Source organism: Parabacteroides sp. merdae-related_45_40 (assembly GCF_001915675.1).
The window spans coordinates 1-16,852 of record NZ_MNQY01000122.1; the positions used below are offsets into that span (position 1 = coordinate 1).

The 16,852-nt window shown below is 40.0% G+C and carries 10 protein-coding genes; 5 read left to right on the forward strand and 5 right to left on the reverse strand.

Going from position 1 to position 16,852, the window contains the following annotated elements:
- Window positions 1–941: 941 nt before the first annotated feature.
- From cas2 to cas9, 3 genes are all read right to left on the reverse strand, one after another.
- On the reverse strand, window positions 942–1,274 hold the full coding sequence (cas2, locus tag BHV83_RS16635; protein WP_122205542.1) for a CRISPR-associated endonuclease Cas2: 333 nt from the start codon (window positions 1,272–1,274) through the stop codon (window positions 942–944).
- On the reverse strand, window positions 1,274–2,203 hold the full coding sequence (cas1, locus tag BHV83_RS16640) for a type II CRISPR-associated endonuclease Cas1 (protein ID WP_119216499.1): 930 nt from the start codon (window positions 2,201–2,203) through the stop codon (window positions 1,274–1,276). Before cas1 ends, cas2 begins: the two co-directional genes overlap by 1 nt.
- Window positions 2,204–2,326: 123 nt before the next feature.
- Window positions 2,327–6,625, reverse strand: a complete 4,299-nt coding sequence (cas9, locus tag BHV83_RS16645; RefSeq protein WP_122205543.1) for a type II CRISPR RNA-guided endonuclease Cas9 — start codon at window positions 6,623–6,625, stop codon at window positions 2,327–2,329.
- A gap of 446 nt (window positions 6,626–7,071) precedes the next feature.
- Here cas9 and leuS point away from each other — a divergent pair, with 446 nt between their 5' ends.
- From leuS to porZ, 4 genes are all read left to right on the forward strand, one after another.
- Window positions 7,072–9,909: a leucine--tRNA ligase gene (gene leuS / locus BHV83_RS16650; RefSeq protein WP_122205544.1), complete on the forward strand. Its 2,838-nt coding sequence runs from the start codon at window positions 7,072–7,074 to the stop codon at window positions 9,907–9,909.
- A gap of 10 nt (window positions 9,910–9,919) precedes the next feature.
- On the forward strand, window positions 9,920–10,798 hold the full coding sequence (locus BHV83_RS16655; RefSeq protein WP_005639620.1) for a YitT family protein: 879 nt from the start codon (window positions 9,920–9,922) through the stop codon (window positions 10,796–10,798).
- Between the two features lie 84 nt (window positions 10,799–10,882).
- The gene (locus BHV83_RS16660) at window positions 10,883–11,464 is read left to right on the forward strand and encodes a non-canonical purine NTP diphosphatase (protein ID WP_005639618.1); all 582 of its coding nucleotides are present in this window, start codon (window positions 10,883–10,885) and stop codon (window positions 11,462–11,464) included.
- A 13-nt stretch (window positions 11,465–11,477) separates the two neighbouring features.
- Window positions 11,478–13,808 carry a type IX secretion system anionic LPS delivery protein PorZ gene (gene porZ / locus BHV83_RS16665; protein WP_286757779.1) on the forward strand — a complete coding sequence of 777 codons (2,331 nt, stop codon included), beginning with the start codon at window positions 11,478–11,480 and terminating at the stop codon, window positions 13,806–13,808.
- 75 nt (window positions 13,809–13,883) lie between these two features.
- Here the strand turns inward: porZ and nadA are convergent, their stop codons facing one another.
- Entirely contained in the window at window positions 13,884–14,870 is a 987-nt protein-coding gene (gene nadA, locus BHV83_RS16670) for a quinolinate synthase NadA (RefSeq protein WP_286757781.1), read from the reverse strand.
- A gap of 753 nt (window positions 14,871–15,623) precedes the next feature.
- Between nadA and BHV83_RS16675 the strand changes: the two genes are divergently transcribed.
- Window positions 15,624–16,154, forward strand: a complete 531-nt coding sequence (locus tag BHV83_RS16675) for an RNA methyltransferase (RefSeq protein ID WP_005639610.1) — start codon at window positions 15,624–15,626, stop codon at window positions 16,152–16,154.
- Here the strand turns inward: BHV83_RS16675 and BHV83_RS16680 are convergent.
- Entirely contained in the window at window positions 16,146–16,751 is a 606-nt protein-coding gene (locus BHV83_RS16680) for a DUF4294 domain-containing protein (protein ID WP_122205548.1), read from the reverse strand. The two genes, BHV83_RS16675 and BHV83_RS16680, sit on opposite strands and share 9 nt — an antisense overlap.
- Window positions 16,752–16,852 lie beyond the last annotated feature (101 nt).

The window sequence follows — 16,852 nt, forward strand, 5'->3', positions numbered from 1 at the left end:
AACACCCCCATGTTGCCATCCTTTACATCCGGGTGTAGGGAGCCGGTACATCCGGGTGTAAAAGGGGGTAACATGGGGGTGTCCGGCAACTAAAGTGCCGTGCCGGACAATAAAAACTACCCGGTTTCACCTATTTTATAGCCGTTTTTACATAAAATAATCGAGTGGTTTGCAGGGATGGGAATCAAGTGTTTATTGTTTGTTTTATTTGTAATATACTAATATACAGATATGTATAAGCGGTATACCTGTTTCCCATCCAAGTTGCCAGTGATAGGGTTGTGATACCGTAGTGATAGAGAAAACGGGCATATATCACTAATCAAACAAGTTGAATATCAATTGGTAAAAAGAAATCAGTGATACAGTGACAGAGGAAATGGGAAAAACTTATATGATAAGGTTCTGTTTTTTCTTTGATATAGTTCATACGATTTCCGAATTTTGTGTGGTTGCCCTGGCTATAATAAGCCATACGTTGTGATTTACTTTCATTTTAGTATATTTGAACCATTAGAAACAGCTACCGCTACATAAGTAGCTTTATACTCGTGTTGTGATTTGCTTTCATTCTTAGTATATTTGAACCATTAGAAACAGCGTATCAACAGTTTCGACAGTCTGCGTGATAGTTGTGATTTGCTTTCATTCTTAGTATATTTGAACCATTAGAAACAGCTTAGCGAGTTATTTCTCGCCAGAGCGCAGGTTGTGATTTGCTTTCATTCTTAGTATATTTGAACCATTAGAAACAGCCGCCACACGCGAGATAACGCAGCGAATGAGTTGTGATTTGCTTTCATTCTTAGTATATTTGAACCATTAGAAACAGCAGAATTGCTATTATCAATTAATAATCAATGGTTTATAATTCAAATTAAAAATAAAAAACAGACGTTGTTTCAAGGCAAGAATCCTGCATTGAGTAGGATTCTTGCTTTTTAAAACAGTTCCAATTGCTGCCCCGGAGTATTTACTTCCATTGTTTTTTTACCATAAAAAAGCTCTATATTCCCAAATTGCTTATCCGTAATACACATAATTCCAACCTTTCCATATTCCGGAAGAAAAGATTTAACTCTTTTTATGTGGACATCTGCATTTTCACTACTGGCACAATGACGGACATAGATGGAAAACTGAAACATGGTAAACCCATCCCGTTGCAGATTCTTTCTGAAATCTACATACGCCTTCTTCTCCTTTTTTGTCTCCGTAGGCAAGTCAAATAATATAAGCACCCACATAATACGATATTCACTAAATCGGTTCATTACATTTTCGGATAGAATATTTTACGTAACTCTCCACTAAAGCATTTGTACAAAGAAGCTGTTGTCTGTCCAACTGCCACCATCAACGGACTACGTTTTCCCGCTATGTTCGTTTCCAATGTCGGAATAATAAGCAGTTGTGCCTTCAACTCCTTTGTCAGTTCCGTATAATCGACACCTTGATTTATCATATTATAAACCAAACGATCCACATACGGGCGATACGGCTCCATTATATCATCTGCCAGACAATAAGCATTATAACGATTATGATGATGGATACCCAAAGTAGGCAAAAGTCCACTCACCACCAATCCGCGAGCAACAATTGCCCGCAAAACAGCATATCCATAATTCAATAAATTATTAGGTGGAATTCCCTCTCGATCTCTTGTAAAATCTTTTATCGGGAACAGATTCTTCCAATAATAAGCAGCAGCACGAGCCTCCAAGTTATTGGAATCTCCACTTTTCACGTCGTCCGCCCATACTTTCATACATCTTGTTTCTGCCCCGGAACATTCCTGTAAAACTGCTGCTTGGTTTTCAATCTTCGCTTTTATCGTCTGTTGCCAAAGTTGTTTCACTAACGGTAACGAAGCATCCAATTGGTCACGAAACCTTTCGTTTTGCGTAGTGTTTCCACACAAAGGAAGCATCAAACCGACAGGCATACTTCTACTATCACACGTTATAATGGCGCAATTATTTTCAAGCAAAGCCTCCAACACTCCCGAAGTGATAGTAATCTGTTTATGGTCCAGTACTACAACTCCGATATCCTCAATGGGCTTGGTCACTTCCGAGTTTCGTTTGAAACTTTCAGGCAATGTATCATTCCTGACTACCTCCGGTAACTTTATTACCAACTGAGCATTTTTCAGAGATAGGTAAACGGGATTTCCGAAATAAAGGGTTTTCTTGATCATAAGCTATTCGATTTTAATATGTTATTAATCGGAATAAAAAAAAGGGTGCATACTATTTTGGAAAAGGGTACAACCTTTTTGGAAATAGCATACACCCTATTTGTTTCAACCCCTATTAGGACTTTAGTACTCTCCCACTGAAACGATTTGCCCAATGTGGTTGATTCGGACTTTGACTATATCTTTAATAGCTTTCAATCCCAATTGCCATTTATATGTTATACCTAATAAAGCTTTTCGTTCTTGAACATCTGTTTCCAAATGATGTCTAAAACAATAATTTTTTGTAGAAAATTTCTGCACCCTAAACAAATTCGGACTAATCACCGCATAATTATCCGGATCCAACAAATCTATTTCCTTTGGATTGAAACCTGTTTTTTCATTCGGGAATACGAAATATTCATTTTGCTTCATGCTAAACAAAAATTGCCAGCCTTCACTTCTTCTGTAATCCTTATTGATAATAGGCAACCCCAAATTAGCCCGCGTTACTGCCTCAAAGAAAGAAACGACCACTTCGTCCAATTCATACATCAGATTGCCATCTTCATCAAACATCACCTGTCCTTTCTTATCTAAAACTGGCTTACGATAAATAGCCACATGATGGTTGTTGCCGGTATTTACAAAATCCACAGGGATCTGTTTTCCGTTTTCATCCAGAATCGGATTCCCGTTTTTATCTTTCTTCACATGTAGCGATTGGGCATTATTGATTCCTCGAATGCTCACCCGTTTGATACTTATTCCTTTCTCCTGATTCAACCATATAGGGTTTTCATCCAAATTGACAAATGCTTTTTTAGCATCTCCTCCATATTCTTCCAGGCGTTGTTCCAAAATAGCGCGAACCTTCGCATCTACCACTTTCTCTACATTCAAATTAGAATCAATAGGTTTGCGTATCGTATAAACCGCTTCAAATTCGACTGTTTGTACCCTGTCCGGCATTCGCATGGTTTGTGCCCTATCCAGATAGACAGGATTCTTTTCCAACGTGTTTTTACCGGTAAACGCTTTCTTGGGGTCATTCCCAAAAGCCTCTAAACGCCTTAACAATGCATTCCTGTAATTCTGCCTACTTACGGTCGCAATCTTGGCTGCATCAAAAGAAGCATTCACTTTTTCCATCTTCGTGACATATTGCTTATGGCTTCCATAAATTGTTTCCAAATGCAATTGTCCGCGCGGAGTTTGCTGGTGCTTTTCAGATATTCCCCCTTTCTTTCTGATGCAATTCACATTGGTAGTAACGACTTTATTCTTGGCTTTGATAGAAACCAACAGATTTTCCAAATGTGATTTCGCCTCAACCCGGAACTGTCCCAACGGCATAGGCGGAACAGCCCTCCCCGATTCAAAATAACGGGTCTTTATACCTATTATATTAGCATGTTCCTTGCAATCGGATTCCCAAGCGGCATTTTTATTGTTAAAATACTGGATAAACACATCTTTGGTGAACGCAACCGTCAAAGCGTCCATCGCATGATGCCGATGATCGTTCCTCTTTGTCCAATCTTTTATCCGCTTGATAATTCTTCCATCCTTATCCTCAAACCTCTCCACCAACCCCAAGGCTTCATATTTCGGCAGGTTCAATTCTTTCATCACATCCACAAGTTGCCAATCTTCACGCAACTTATCCGTGATAGAACCGGTCGTAGCCACCACTCTGCGACAAATATCCTTCAGCATGGAAAGCGCCTTTTTGGCAATATATTGCGTATTCCGTAAATCCCTGTCAATAAATCCATCCGGAATATCGTTCTGTTGCATCTTTAATTTCCGGAGTTTGGCTTTCTTGTCATTACATACGGTTTCACAACGATTGAGATATTCTTGCAACCCCTCTTCTCCATATTTATCTTTCACGAAATCGTAGGCCGTCTTATTCCCTTTTTCTATATTGATTGCCTTATATTCCAATGTTTTATTGGACAACGAATCATCAAAAAGACGGGCTTGTGGAATGATATGTTCGATGTCTATTTCTTTACTGAACAGTTTTTCTTTCGGGATATATTGGTTGGAATACAACGTCTTGTATCCATTCTCTTTCAACTCTTCATAAAGTTTATATCGTATGATATCATTACGGCTCACATGAATCATACCGAATTCCGATTGCAACAGTTTGCGTATCTCATCATGTTCACGGGTATTCTTCGCAATAGCCTTAGTTAGTTCCTCACGTTCTTTGGCACTCTTTTTCAACTCTCTCGCCAGTTCCACCCGGATTTCATCAGGTCTTCCATACGCATCAATAACTGCATTGACCACATTCACCATTTGGTTCAAGATCTTTTCTACCACAGGATTGCGCAAACTGTTTTTAGGAAGGATATCCAATTTGTCTTTTAAAGCCTTATTTTCTATCTCCTCCTTAGTCAACGATGATTTGGAATGACGATAGCCGGCATACTCACAAGCTACGTCATACTGGTTACCTTCCTTCAAATAAGGTAAAATTTTTTTAATGGCTTTAGCACTTAAACTTCCGTAATCATCTTGAAACGAGATATTCGCCAATTCAATGGCATATTCTTTCTCAACCCTGCACAATTGCATGATTTTTTCAATCAATTTACCATTTCCGGCAGGCGTGTTATCCCCTTCAAATGAATACAATAGATGCCAAAGCCTGAAATAAGGTTGCATTTCCAATTCCTTGCCCTCTTTATCCAAACCTATGGAAAGTAAATCCGTATTCCATCCCAAATCGGAAAAGACAGCCTTTAATTGGTTGATGATCTCATCCGCAGGCTTCTTAAAATCCAAAGGTTCATAGCCATACTTTTCAATCATCCTGCCATATGCGGAGAATAGGGCAAATCCTGTACGATTACCATCTATCTGTTTGAAATTCATATCTAACTCTTGCGGATTTTCAAATAAGAGTTTCAATACTTCCGCTTTCTTCAAGTTTTCTTTTATAGAAAGCTCTTTGGCCAATATCTCTTTTTCTTCTTGATACAAAAACCGCCTGCCTTTCGTTACCAAGACATCCTCTGTATCGTCAAACAAATCGGAGGAAACATTCGTTTGCTTGCGTTTTCTCTTTCTCTCACCCACAAACACTTCGATATTATTCAATGTCTGCCATATCTTAAACTCCTGAAATAACGGATGTGAACGAGGTATTACCTTACATCCTATAATCTTAGTCTGCGTCTTGCCATTCTTTTCTACTATAATTTCCCGGTTTTCAAATTCACAAAAGCCAATCAAACCCTTCTGGCTTTTCAAACGCCTCTGGTAAAAGATAATGACATCACGTATCCCCTTCTTTAGTTCCGGTGTCAGTTCTTTATGAAACTCCGCTTGTTTTTCCCAAATTGCATTAAACTCATCCAAATAATCTTGCCGATAGAAAACCATATTGCGCAAACTCATATTGGGATTTTTATTGAGTTCAGCCATTTGGTATTGTCCTACTGTCTGATGATTGAAATAAAGGACTTTACTTCGATCGCTGATAGCTCCCAGATAACCACTTGACGCACTAATCTGTCCATTGATTTCTTGCAATACCACAGCTATCTCTTCCAAGTCCAATCGTTCGGTAAGAGCCTGTACACGCCAACAATAGTTTTCCTTTTTCAGCTCCTCCCCTTTCACCGTCCGTTTAAGACCGACAAGCCTATATTCCTTTTCTTGATTTTCCGTTTTAGCCTCATTTTCATTCCAAACACTTACCTCTTTGGTCCATGTAAAGTATTTTGCCAGAATAGCCCAAGTTTGACTTTTATTTTTTCCCTTAACCTCCTCTTTGGCTGTATCACAAAAAGATTGGGGATTGAATTGCTTTTGGAAATTCCATATCCTATCAAATTCATCCTGCAAATCTGAACGATAGAAATCAGGAAAAGTTTTCTTGCCTGATTCAAGCAATTGCAGACAAAGTTGTCCGGGAGTCAAATCCTCATCATACAATTTCTTAGCAATCTCCATCCCGTCAATCAAAGAACCATCTTCCTCTCCTTTTGCTTTCCGGCTACTTTTATATCCACGCTTCTTGTTTATCATTAACAACACACGAGCCAACTCTTCCAAAGATATTTCTTCTTCAGCAGCCTTTGCCCGCAAACGGTAAGTTTCGAACGTAGTCCTATTTCCTTGTTCCGAAAGGATCGTTTTATCTGTAATAAACCCGACTTTTTTCAAAAGCTTGATTAACACGTCACGCCGTAATTTGTATCGTTGCAAATTACGACGCATACTTCTTTTAAGGGTTCTATCGGCATTGGTTGTAATACTCTTCCCTTTTTCAAAATTTTGCATTTCATCCACAGTCAAGGGATTGACTCTTACACCTAACTGAACGATTGATGATATTTCCTCAGCTCTTTCACTTTCATTTACCAATGCCCACCCTATACTACTCGTACCTAAATCCAATCCCAAAATTCTTTTCATGGTATATTATTTTTATTCTCCCAAATATATAAATTTCTAAAATATATTTGCATACAAATCTTTTATTTCATACATTTGCCTAACTAAAATGAAGCAAATCACAATAAGGATTATTCCGTTGTGAAAACATTAGGCTCCCTCGCCCTTCTGCGGGGGATTTTTTTGTAAATTTGATTTTCCACCCTGTTTAATTCAAATCACCCTATATAGGGTAATATTTTTTAACAAACAGATATTTTTATCATTTTGCTATAAACCAAGAATTTATTATATATTTTGAGGTCTAAAGGAGGATATTGTAATTTCCAGATTGACATCCACAACCTCCAGAATGAAATTTTATTTTGCCCGTCCTTGCAATTTGCCGCTTCAACTCTTTATGTATTACAAAATTCACTAACTTTGTGGCTTTAAATAGAAAACGATAAAATAAACGATAGACGATCATGGAGTACAATTTCAGAGAAATTGAGAAAAAGTGGCACGAATACTGGATTGCCAATAAGGTTTATAAAGTCGAAAAAAATACCGACAAACCAAAGTATTACGTTTTGGACATGTTCCCTTATCCATCAGGAGCAGGACTACATGTAGGCCATCCACTCGGTTATATCGCTTCTGATATTTATTCCCGTTACAAACGCCTGCAAGGTTTCAATGTCTTGCATCCGATGGGCTACGATGCCTACGGACTGCCGGCAGAACAATATGCTATCCAAACCGGACAGCATCCTGAAGTAACGACAAAGAAAAACATCGCCCGTTATCGGGAACAGATGGACAAAATAGGTTTCAGTTACGACTGGAACCGCGAGATCCGTACTTGCGATCCCGAATATTATAAATGGACGCAATGGGCATTCATCCAGATGTTCAACAGCTATTACTGCAACGATAAAAAGCAGGCACGTCCCATCAGCGAACTGGTTGCCGCTTTCGAACAGTCCGGAACGGAAGGTTTGAATGTAGCTTGCAGCGAAGAATTGCATTTCACTGCCGGTGAATGGAAAGCCAAAAACGATAAAGAAAAACAGGAAATCCTGTTGAACTACCGGATCGCTTATCGAGGCGAAACGATGGTAAACTGGTGTGCCGCATTGGGTACGGTACTGGCCAACGACGAAGTGGTGAACGGCGTTTCCGAACGTGGTGGCTATCCGGTGGAACAAAAGATCATGCGTCAGTGGTGCCTGCGCGTATCCGCCTATGCACAACGGCTTCTGGATGGACTGGAGACGATCGACTGGACAGACTCGCTGAAAGAAACACAGCGTAACTGGATCGGCCGCAGCGAAGGTGCCGAAATCCAATTCAAAGTAAAAGACAGCGATCTCGAATTTACCATCTTTACAACCCGTGCCGACACCATGTTCGGTGTCACTTTCATGGTCTTGGCTCCCGAAAGCGAACTGGTCGCACAATTGACGACTCCGGAGCAAAAACAAGAAGTCGACGCTTATCTGGACCGTACTAAAAAACGTACGGAGCGTGAACGTATCGCTGATCGTTCCGTTACCGGTGTATTCAGCGGTTCATACGCAATCAATCCGTTCACGGGCGACGCCGTGCCTGTCTGGATCAGCGACTATGTACTGGCCGGCTACGGAACAGGCGCTATCATGGCCGTTCCGGCACACGACAGCCGTGACTATGCATTCGCCAAACATTTCAACTTGCCGATTGTCCCGCTGATCGAAGGTTGCGACGTAAGCGAAGAAAGTTTCGATGCGAAAGAAGGAATCGTCTGCAACTCACCGAAACCGGACGTAACGCCTCATTGCGACCTGTCGTTGAACGGTCTGACCGTAAAAGAAGCAATCGCCGCCACCAAGAAATACGTGGCAGAACATAAGTTAGGACGTGTAAAGGTGAACTACCGTCTGCGCGACGCTATCTTCAGCCGCCAGCGTTACTGGGGCGAACCGTTCCCTGTCTATTACGATGCAGACGGTATGCCTCAGATGTTGCCGGTAGACAAATTACCGTTGGAATTGCCGGAAGTAGATAAATTCCTGCCGACCGAAACAGGTGAACCGCCTCTGGGACACGCCGTAAAATGGGCATGGGACACCGTAAAACAGGAAGTCACGGAAGTTTCCAAAATAGACAACAAGACTATCTTCCCGCTGGAACTTTGCACGATGCCGGGATTCGCCGGTTCATCCGCCTATTACCTGCGTTACATGGACCCGCGCAACGACCAGGCTTTGGTTGCTAAAGACGTAGATGAATACTGGCGCAACGTAGACCTGTATATCGGTGGTACCGAACATGCTACCGGACACCTGATCTACAGCCGTTTTTGGAATAAATTCCTGTTTGACTTAGGTATCGTTTGTGAAGAGGAACCGTTCAAGAAACTGATCAACCAAGGTATGATCCAAGGACGTTCCAACTTCGTATACCGTATCAACGGCACGAACAAATTCGTATCCCTGAACCTGAAAGACCAGTACGAAGTCACTCCTATCCATGTAGACGTAAATATCGTATCAAACGATATACTGGATATTGAAGCCTTCAAAAACTGGCGTCCGGAATATAACGACGCGGAATTCGTATTGGAAGATGGCAAATACATCTGCGGATGGGCTGTTGAAAAGATGTCGAAATCCATGTTCAATGTGGTCAATCCGGATATGATTGTCGAGAAATATGGTGCTGACACACTTCGTCTGTATGAAATGTTCTTAGGCCCGTTGGAACAATCAAAACCATGGGATACGAACGGTATCGACGGTGTACACCGCTTTCTGAAAAAGCTCTGGGGATTGTTCTTCGGCAATACGGACACCTTGCAGATTACGGATGCGGAACCGACAGCCGACGAACTGAAATCACTGCATAAACTGATCAAGAAAGTGACATACGACATCGAACATTTCTCGTACAACACTTCCATCAGTGCCTTTATGATCTGTGTAAACGAATTGAGCAGCCTGAAATGCAACAAACGGGCGATCCTGGAACAGTTAATCGTTCTGCTTGCTCCGTTCGCTCCTCATACCGCTGAAGAATTATGGCATACCTGCGGTCACAATACTACCGTATGCGATGCCGAATGGCCTGTCTACAACGAAGAATACTTGAAAGAAAACTCGCTTACTTACGCTATCTCCTTCAACGGCAAAGCTCGTTTCAGCATGGAACTTCCAGCCGATATGCCTCGCGAAGAGATTGAGAAAGCCGCTCTTGCCCATGAAAATTCGGCTAAGTGGATGGAAGGCAAGACTCCGAAAAAGATTATCGTTGTTCCAGGAAAGATTGTAAACATCGTAATCTAAATTTATTTATATGAAGCTTATAAACAACAAAGTCTATTTTGCTGTACAAGATTACCTGATGATCCTGTTGGGTACTCTCTTGTACGGCTTCGGCTTCAACGCTTTCATTCTGTCGAATGAAATCATCACCGGTGGAGTCAGTGGTATTTGTGCCTTAATCTTTTTTGCCAGTAACGAGATTATTCCCGTTTCTGTGTCTTACTTCGTTATCAACGTTGTTCTATTATTGGCTGCTTTAAAAATTCTAGGACTTAAATTTCTGATAAAAACAATTTTCGGAGTTTTTTCCCTGTCAGCCTCCTTGTCATTCTTCGAATGGCTTCTGAAAGGACAGCCACTTCTACATGACCAACCGTTCATGTCCATTATTATTGGTGCATTCCTTTGCGGGGCAGGTCTCGGACTTGTCTTTTCGGCAAACGGTAGTACCGGAGGAACGGATATCGTGGGAGCTATTGTAAACAAATACAAAAATATCTCCATCGGGCGTGCATTGTTGTTTTGTGACTTCATTATCATCGGTTCCTCATTTTTTCTTTTCCATGATGTTGAAAAGATCGTGTTCGGTTTTGTCGAAATGTTCGTAAGCAACTATATCATAGATGCCGTACTGAACGGAAACCGTCAATCCGTCCAATTCCTGATCTTTTCTCAGAAATACGATGAAATAGCTGAGCGGATCATCCATGACCTGGATCGCGGTTGTACCATTCTCGACGGTGTAGGCGGATATTCCCGAAAACCGGTCAAGGTCGTTGTATTGCTGGCAAAAAAATCAGAATCCGTTTCCATTTTCCGTCTGGTAAAACAAATCGACCATCAGGCCTTCATCTCTCAAAGTATCGTCAGAGGGGTATACGGGGAAGGGTTTGACCAGATAAAAACATAAAACAATCATCCAAACAATTTAAAGCACTTCCATACGTTATATACACATCGTATAGAAGTGCTTTTTTATTCATACTCAACAAACATGAAACTTGTATTCGCAACAAACAACCGACATAAGCTAGATGAAGTCCGGAAAATCACATCCGGATATACCGAAATAGTCAGCCTCTCAGAGATCAACTGCCATGAGGATATACCCGAAACAGCAGAAACATTAGAAGGCAACGCCTTGCAAAAAGCCCGTTACATAAAAGAACATTTTGGATATGACTGTTTTGCAGACGACACTGGCCTTGAAGTAGAAGCCCTACACAACGCTCCCGGAGTATATTCGGCACGTTATGCCGGTCCCGGACATGATTCGGAAGCCAATATGGACAAACTTCTCCATGAAATGGAAAACAAGAAAAACCGGAAAGCTCGTTTCCGTACGGTAATCGCTCTTATCTTGAATGGAAAAGAATATTTGTTTGAAGGTATTGTCAACGGTACGATCATAAACGAAAAAAGAGGCGAAAGCGGTTTCGGGTACGATCCCATATTTGTCCCCGACACTTACTCACAAACATTTGCCGAAATGGGCAATGATATAAAAAACCAGATCAGCCACCGTGCCGAAGCTGTCAAAAAATTGACTGCTTTTTTATCGAATTACACATTTTAATATTGTAATTAATATGAGAAATATATTAACTGTCATCTTGCTTTTCTTATTATCATTTCCTGCCTTATCAGTTAATGACAATGACAACACGCTTGGATGGAAAACATATCTCTCCTACAATAATACCGATTGTGTGGAAGAATCCGCAGACCAAGTATTTGTCGTAGCAGAAGGTGCTTTATACACATATGGGAAAGAAGATAACAGCATCAAACAATATTATAAAGGAAATGGATTGAGTGACACGGATATCCAATCTATTTCCTACAACAAACAAACAAAATCACTATTGATTGTTTACAAAAACTGCAATATAGACATTTTAGAAGAAGGTTCAGTAAAAAACATACCTTATCTGTACACGACTACATCTTTAAGAGATAAATCACTTAATTCCGTTATGATTTATAACGAATATGCCTATTTATCCATACAGTCGGGCATAGTAGTTGTTAACATGGACAAAAAAGAAATAACCGATACCTATAACTTATCTAAGAATATAACATCCTGTGCTATTTTCAACAATAATATATATGCTTCCACAAAAGAAGGTCAAAAGTCTACGGTCATATACGCTTCTTTGAATGATAATCTGTTAGACGGATCAAACTGGAAAACTTATTCGATTCCGGGATTCCCATCTGAAAATTCCATAGACAAAATATCCTCATTTAAAAATAAGCTATTCTATTTGTCTCAAAATAAAGGTATCTACTATGAATCGAATGAAACTACAGTCCCTTTGGTCAGCAACACACAAATGAACAATATGAAAATTGTGGGAGAAAAACTGGCTTGCATGGCCACATCCCAAGTTTATATTTTCACAGATACGAAAACTTTTGACCAAATCAACAATCTATCCATCAAAGATATCAGCACTTATCAGACTGACAAATATTGGATAGCCGAAGGAAGCAAAGGTCTACGTTCTATCCAAAGAAAAGGAGCCAACCAGTTCGAAGCCATAAACGAAGCCATAATTTTGGATGGCCCCTACTCCAACAGTTCTTATGATATCGTATCAAAAAACGATAAAATATATATTATACCTGGTGGAAAAAGCCTGACAGGGGATAATTCTTTTAATAAAGCTGGATCGGTCATGATATATGACTATGAAAAATGGAGTGTACTAGAACCTTCCGTCGTTCAGAATAAACTAAATACATGGCCTAAAGACTATACCAGCATTGTCGTCACAAAAAATGATACTGAAAAAGAGATTATTTACGTATCTTCCTTCGGTTATGGCCTTTTTCAATTCATAGACAGAGAACCTTCCGCCGTTTATAACAAAACAAACAGTCCGCTTGAAAACGCACATGGCAATGAGGGCTTTTATTGTCGTGTAGACGGACTTGCTTTCGATAAGGAAGGAAACCTATGGATGACTAACTCTGAAGTGAGCAAAGCTATCAAGATATTGGATAAAGAAGGAAAATGGCATAGCCTGTCTGTCGAGTCGTTAAATGGAAAATACACGATAAACGACATACTCGTCACCTCAAACAATGACAAATGGATCAATATATCTCGCCCTACCAGTCAAGCCTGTCTAACAGTCGTAACCAACAGCAACTCTTTAGATGAAGCGACATCATATGAATTTAAAAACTTCATTGACACAGATAATAACGACTTTTCCCCTAACAATTATACTTGTATGGCAGAGGATAAAAACGGATATATATGGATAGGAACCAATAAAGGAGCTATATACTTAACAAATCCAAAGTTGGCAACGACAGAAAACAATCAATCTATGCGTTGCACACGTGTAAAACTAATCAATGAAGAAGGAATCCCTTATTATTTTCTCGACAATACGATAATAACGACCATCAAGGTAGATAACGGAAACCGGAAATGGATTGGAACGGACGGTAGCGGTGTTTATGTATTGAGCGAAGACAATCAGGAAATCGTCCATCAGTTCAATACATCCAACAGTCCGCTACTATCAGATAAAATATATTCCATAGAAATTAATGAAAATACTGGCGAAGTGTTCATCGGTTCCGACAAAGGTTTGGTTTCTTACAAAGGAGAAGCGACAAAAGGTAAAGATGACTATTCAGACGTGTATGCATATCCGAACCCCGTACGACCTGAATACAGGGACAAAGTAACCATCACGGGATTGATGGATAACTCGATCGTCAAAATCACCGATCTGAATGGAAATCTGGTCTATCAGACTAAATCTTTAGGTGGTCAAGCTATCTGGAACTGCCGGAATACAAAAGGTGTCCGTGTTGCTTCAGGCGTATATCTGGTGCTCTCTGCCACCGAAGATTCAAAAGAAAGTGTAGTTACTAAAATCGCAGTTATAAAATAAAAAATAAAAATCCACTGTGGTATTTGTCTTATTCACAGTGGATCATTTTATCTTGTTTCGTCTATCTAACAATTCTTACAACCCCAACCTCTCCGATATCTCCAGCATCTTCTTGATCGGGCGGATCGCTTTTTCCTGTACTTGTTCATCGACAAATATTTCAGGAAGTTCGTATTTCAAACAGTTGTAAAGTTTCTCCATCGTGTTCAAGCGCATAAAATTACATTCGTTGCAAGCACATGTACTGTCATTGGGAGGAGCCGGGATAAATTCTTTATCGGGGCTCTGCTTGCACATTTCGTGAATAACACCGCTTTCGGTCGCTACAATGAATTGTTTCTTATCCGACTTAACAGTGTGCTTCAAAAGAGCCGCAGTCGATCCTACGAAGTCCGAGACCTGTACGATGGGTTGTTTGCACTCCGGGTGAGTAATGACTTCCGCATCGGGGTATTGTTTTTTCAATTCCAATATCTTTTCCAATGAAAACTGTTCATGCACATGGCAAGCACCATCCCAAAGCACCATCTTGCGTCCGGTAATGCCATTTATGTAATTGCCTAAGTTCCGGTCTGGACCGAAGATGATCTTCGTGTCTTCCGGAAAACTTTCGACTATCTGACGTGCATTGGTAGACGTTACCACAACATCCGTCACGGCTTTTACAGCAGCAGTCGTATTTACATACGAAATAACCACATGATCGGGATGCTGTTTGACAAATTCCGCAAAATCGACAGCCGGACAGCTATCTGCCAATGAACAACCGGCATTCAAGTCCGGGACCAGCACTTTCTTGTCCGGGCACAACACCTTCGCCGTTTCACCCATAAAATGAACACCGCAGAAAACGATGATATCGGCCGTCGTCTTAGCTGCCTGTTGCGCCAATGCCAAACTGTCTCCCACAAAATCTGCTATATCTTGAATATCACCTGTCTGATAATAATGAGCAAGGATAACGGCGTTTTTTTCTCTACGCATCCTGTTTATCTCTTCTTTCAGGTCCAACCCCTTTGGGATGGGTGCGTCTATATATCCGATCGATTGGTTTGTCAACATAGTTACCTGTATTAAATGATTGTAAAATTCGATAATCACTAATGAGTATAAACCGCTATTTACAGTCTATCAACAAAGTTATCATCATTCTTTATAACTGATAATCTTTATTTTACTCCTATTATCAACTATAAGTTGATAATGTGCAAAGGTAAAAACTTTATTGATTTTCCCATAGGAAACATATATAAAACGAATAAACAAGCAGGAGGTAATGTAAAAAATTTGCTAAACAAGTCTCAAAGACTTCCGGCAGATATTCACCCAAACGTCTGCGTTCTTTTCCCAAGTTATCCACAATCATATTATTATTATCTTATTTATTCTTTATTTTAAATCTAAATATGATGAATATAATATCCTGTTGAAACAGTTAATACAATTGTGCTATAATACTTGTCCAGTTCGTTATTAAACGATATAAATGACTTATTAAATAGATACCAACATCCTATTTATCGTTTTACATACTGATATCCTTTACTTTATAGACTTTATTAGTATTCAGTTGAAAATAACCTGTGTGTAAAAGTTAATGGCAGTTGAGCGTTGTTGATACGTGTATAACCACTGTTGATAGGGCGTAATAAATAATCCGTTATTTTTATTGCATAATAGAAACTAGAGGATGTATAGTGAACAAATTGAATAATGCAAGAACTATTTTTCATTTTGTGTCCACCACTTATCAATAGCTTTTCAACGGTATATCCACATTAATTCACTACTTTTGCGAGCAAAGAAACGATAGCTATGCGCAAGTTAAAGATAACAGAGTTGAATCGCCTGACTCCGGAAGCATTCAAAGATAGTAAAAAGATTCCGTTGGTCGTTGTGCTCGATCATGTAAGAAGCTTAAACAATGTAGGATCCGTGTTTCGTACGTCTGATGCTTTTAGGGTGGAGAGTATTTACCTGTGCGGTATCACGGCTTGTCCGCCTCATGCCGAGATTCATAAGACGGCTTTGGGAGCGGAAGAAACTGTCGATTGGGAGTATTTTGAAGATACGATGGAGGCTGTTGATAAACTGAAGCAACAGGGATATACTGTCTGTGCGGTTGAGCAGGCCGAAGGGAGTACGATGTTGGATAATTTGTTGTTGGACAAGAATAAAAAGTATGCAGTTATCATGGGAAACGAAGTGAAAGGTGTTCAACAATGTGTCGTTGATAACTGTGATATGTGTATTGAAATACCGCAGTATGGGACCAAGCATTCTTTGAATGTTTCGGTGACTACCGGTATTATCATCTGGGATTTCTTTAAGCAATTGTCAGATTAATCCGTTTTCAACAAGTACGACTACCCGTTCCGTCATGGCGTCTTTTCCTTTGGGATCGTATTCGGTTTTCAGGCTGGCGCCGAACATGCCGGCAAATATGTTCCAGAAACCTGCCCGGAAACTACCTAAATAGGCTTTCAACAAGTTGTAACTCGATTGGTTACATTCTCTGTCAATCAGTTTGATAAGCAGTTTTCCTTGTGAAAAGGTCAGTTTTTTCAACTGCGGTTTATATTCCTGAAAAAGTTCTTTTTCCATTCGTTTCAAATGAGCTTGACGGGATTTTTCGTCGGGGAGTGTCTCTATATATTCGTATGTTTCGATCAGTGTTTCATAAACCATTTTGGCATAAGGTAGTGTGCGCTTTACGTCACGGACCAGTTTGGTGTAACGTGCCTGTTCACGTTTGTTTTTAAACTTGACCGGCGGGTAAATGTAAATTTCCTTCAAGTTAACAACAGGTACCGTATCCTTTCCATCCAGATAAGCCTTTTGTAATCCTTCGGGAACGGTATTGATCTTCAATTTCTGTGCATGGACTCCTATTGCGCACAACATGAATATTATCAATATTTTATACTTGTCTTTTCTCAACATCGTTCACAAAAGTAATTGATTTACGAATAGTAACTACAGATTTTACAGAAAATTCATATCTTTGTGATAATACAAACAACTAAAATCAACAGACTATGAAA

Bases quoted from the DNA above. Each gene is read 5' to 3' on its own strand.
- cas1 (WP_119216499.1), bottom strand. From the start codon at position 2,203: ATGATCAAGAAAACCCTTTATTTCGGAAATCCCGTTTACCTATCTCTG.
- BHV83_RS16660 (WP_005639618.1), top strand. From the start codon at position 10,883: ATGAAACTTGTATTCGCAACAAACAACCGACATAAGCTAGATGAAGTC.
- cas2 (WP_122205542.1), bottom strand. From the start codon at position 1,274: ATGAACCGATTTAGTGAATATCGTATTATGTGGGTGCTTATATTATTT.
- BHV83_RS16680 (WP_122205548.1), bottom strand. From the start codon at position 16,751: ATGTTGAGAAAAGACAAGTATAAAATATTGATAATATTCATGTTGTGC.
- leuS (WP_122205544.1), top strand. From the start codon at position 7,072: ATGGAGTACAATTTCAGAGAAATTGAGAAAAAGTGGCACGAATACTGG.
- porZ (WP_286757779.1), top strand. From the start codon at position 11,478: ATGAGAAATATATTAACTGTCATCTTGCTTTTCTTATTATCATTTCCT.
- BHV83_RS16655 (WP_005639620.1), top strand. From the start codon at position 9,920: ATGAAGCTTATAAACAACAAAGTCTATTTTGCTGTACAAGATTACCTG.
- BHV83_RS16675 (WP_005639610.1), top strand. From the start codon at position 15,624: ATGCGCAAGTTAAAGATAACAGAGTTGAATCGCCTGACTCCGGAAGCA.
- cas9 (WP_122205543.1), bottom strand. From the start codon at position 6,625: ATGAAAAGAATTTTGGGATTGGATTTAGGTACGAGTAGTATAGGGTGG.
- nadA (WP_286757781.1), bottom strand. From the start codon at position 14,870: ATGTTGACAAACCAATCGATCGGATATATAGACGCACCCATCCCAAAG.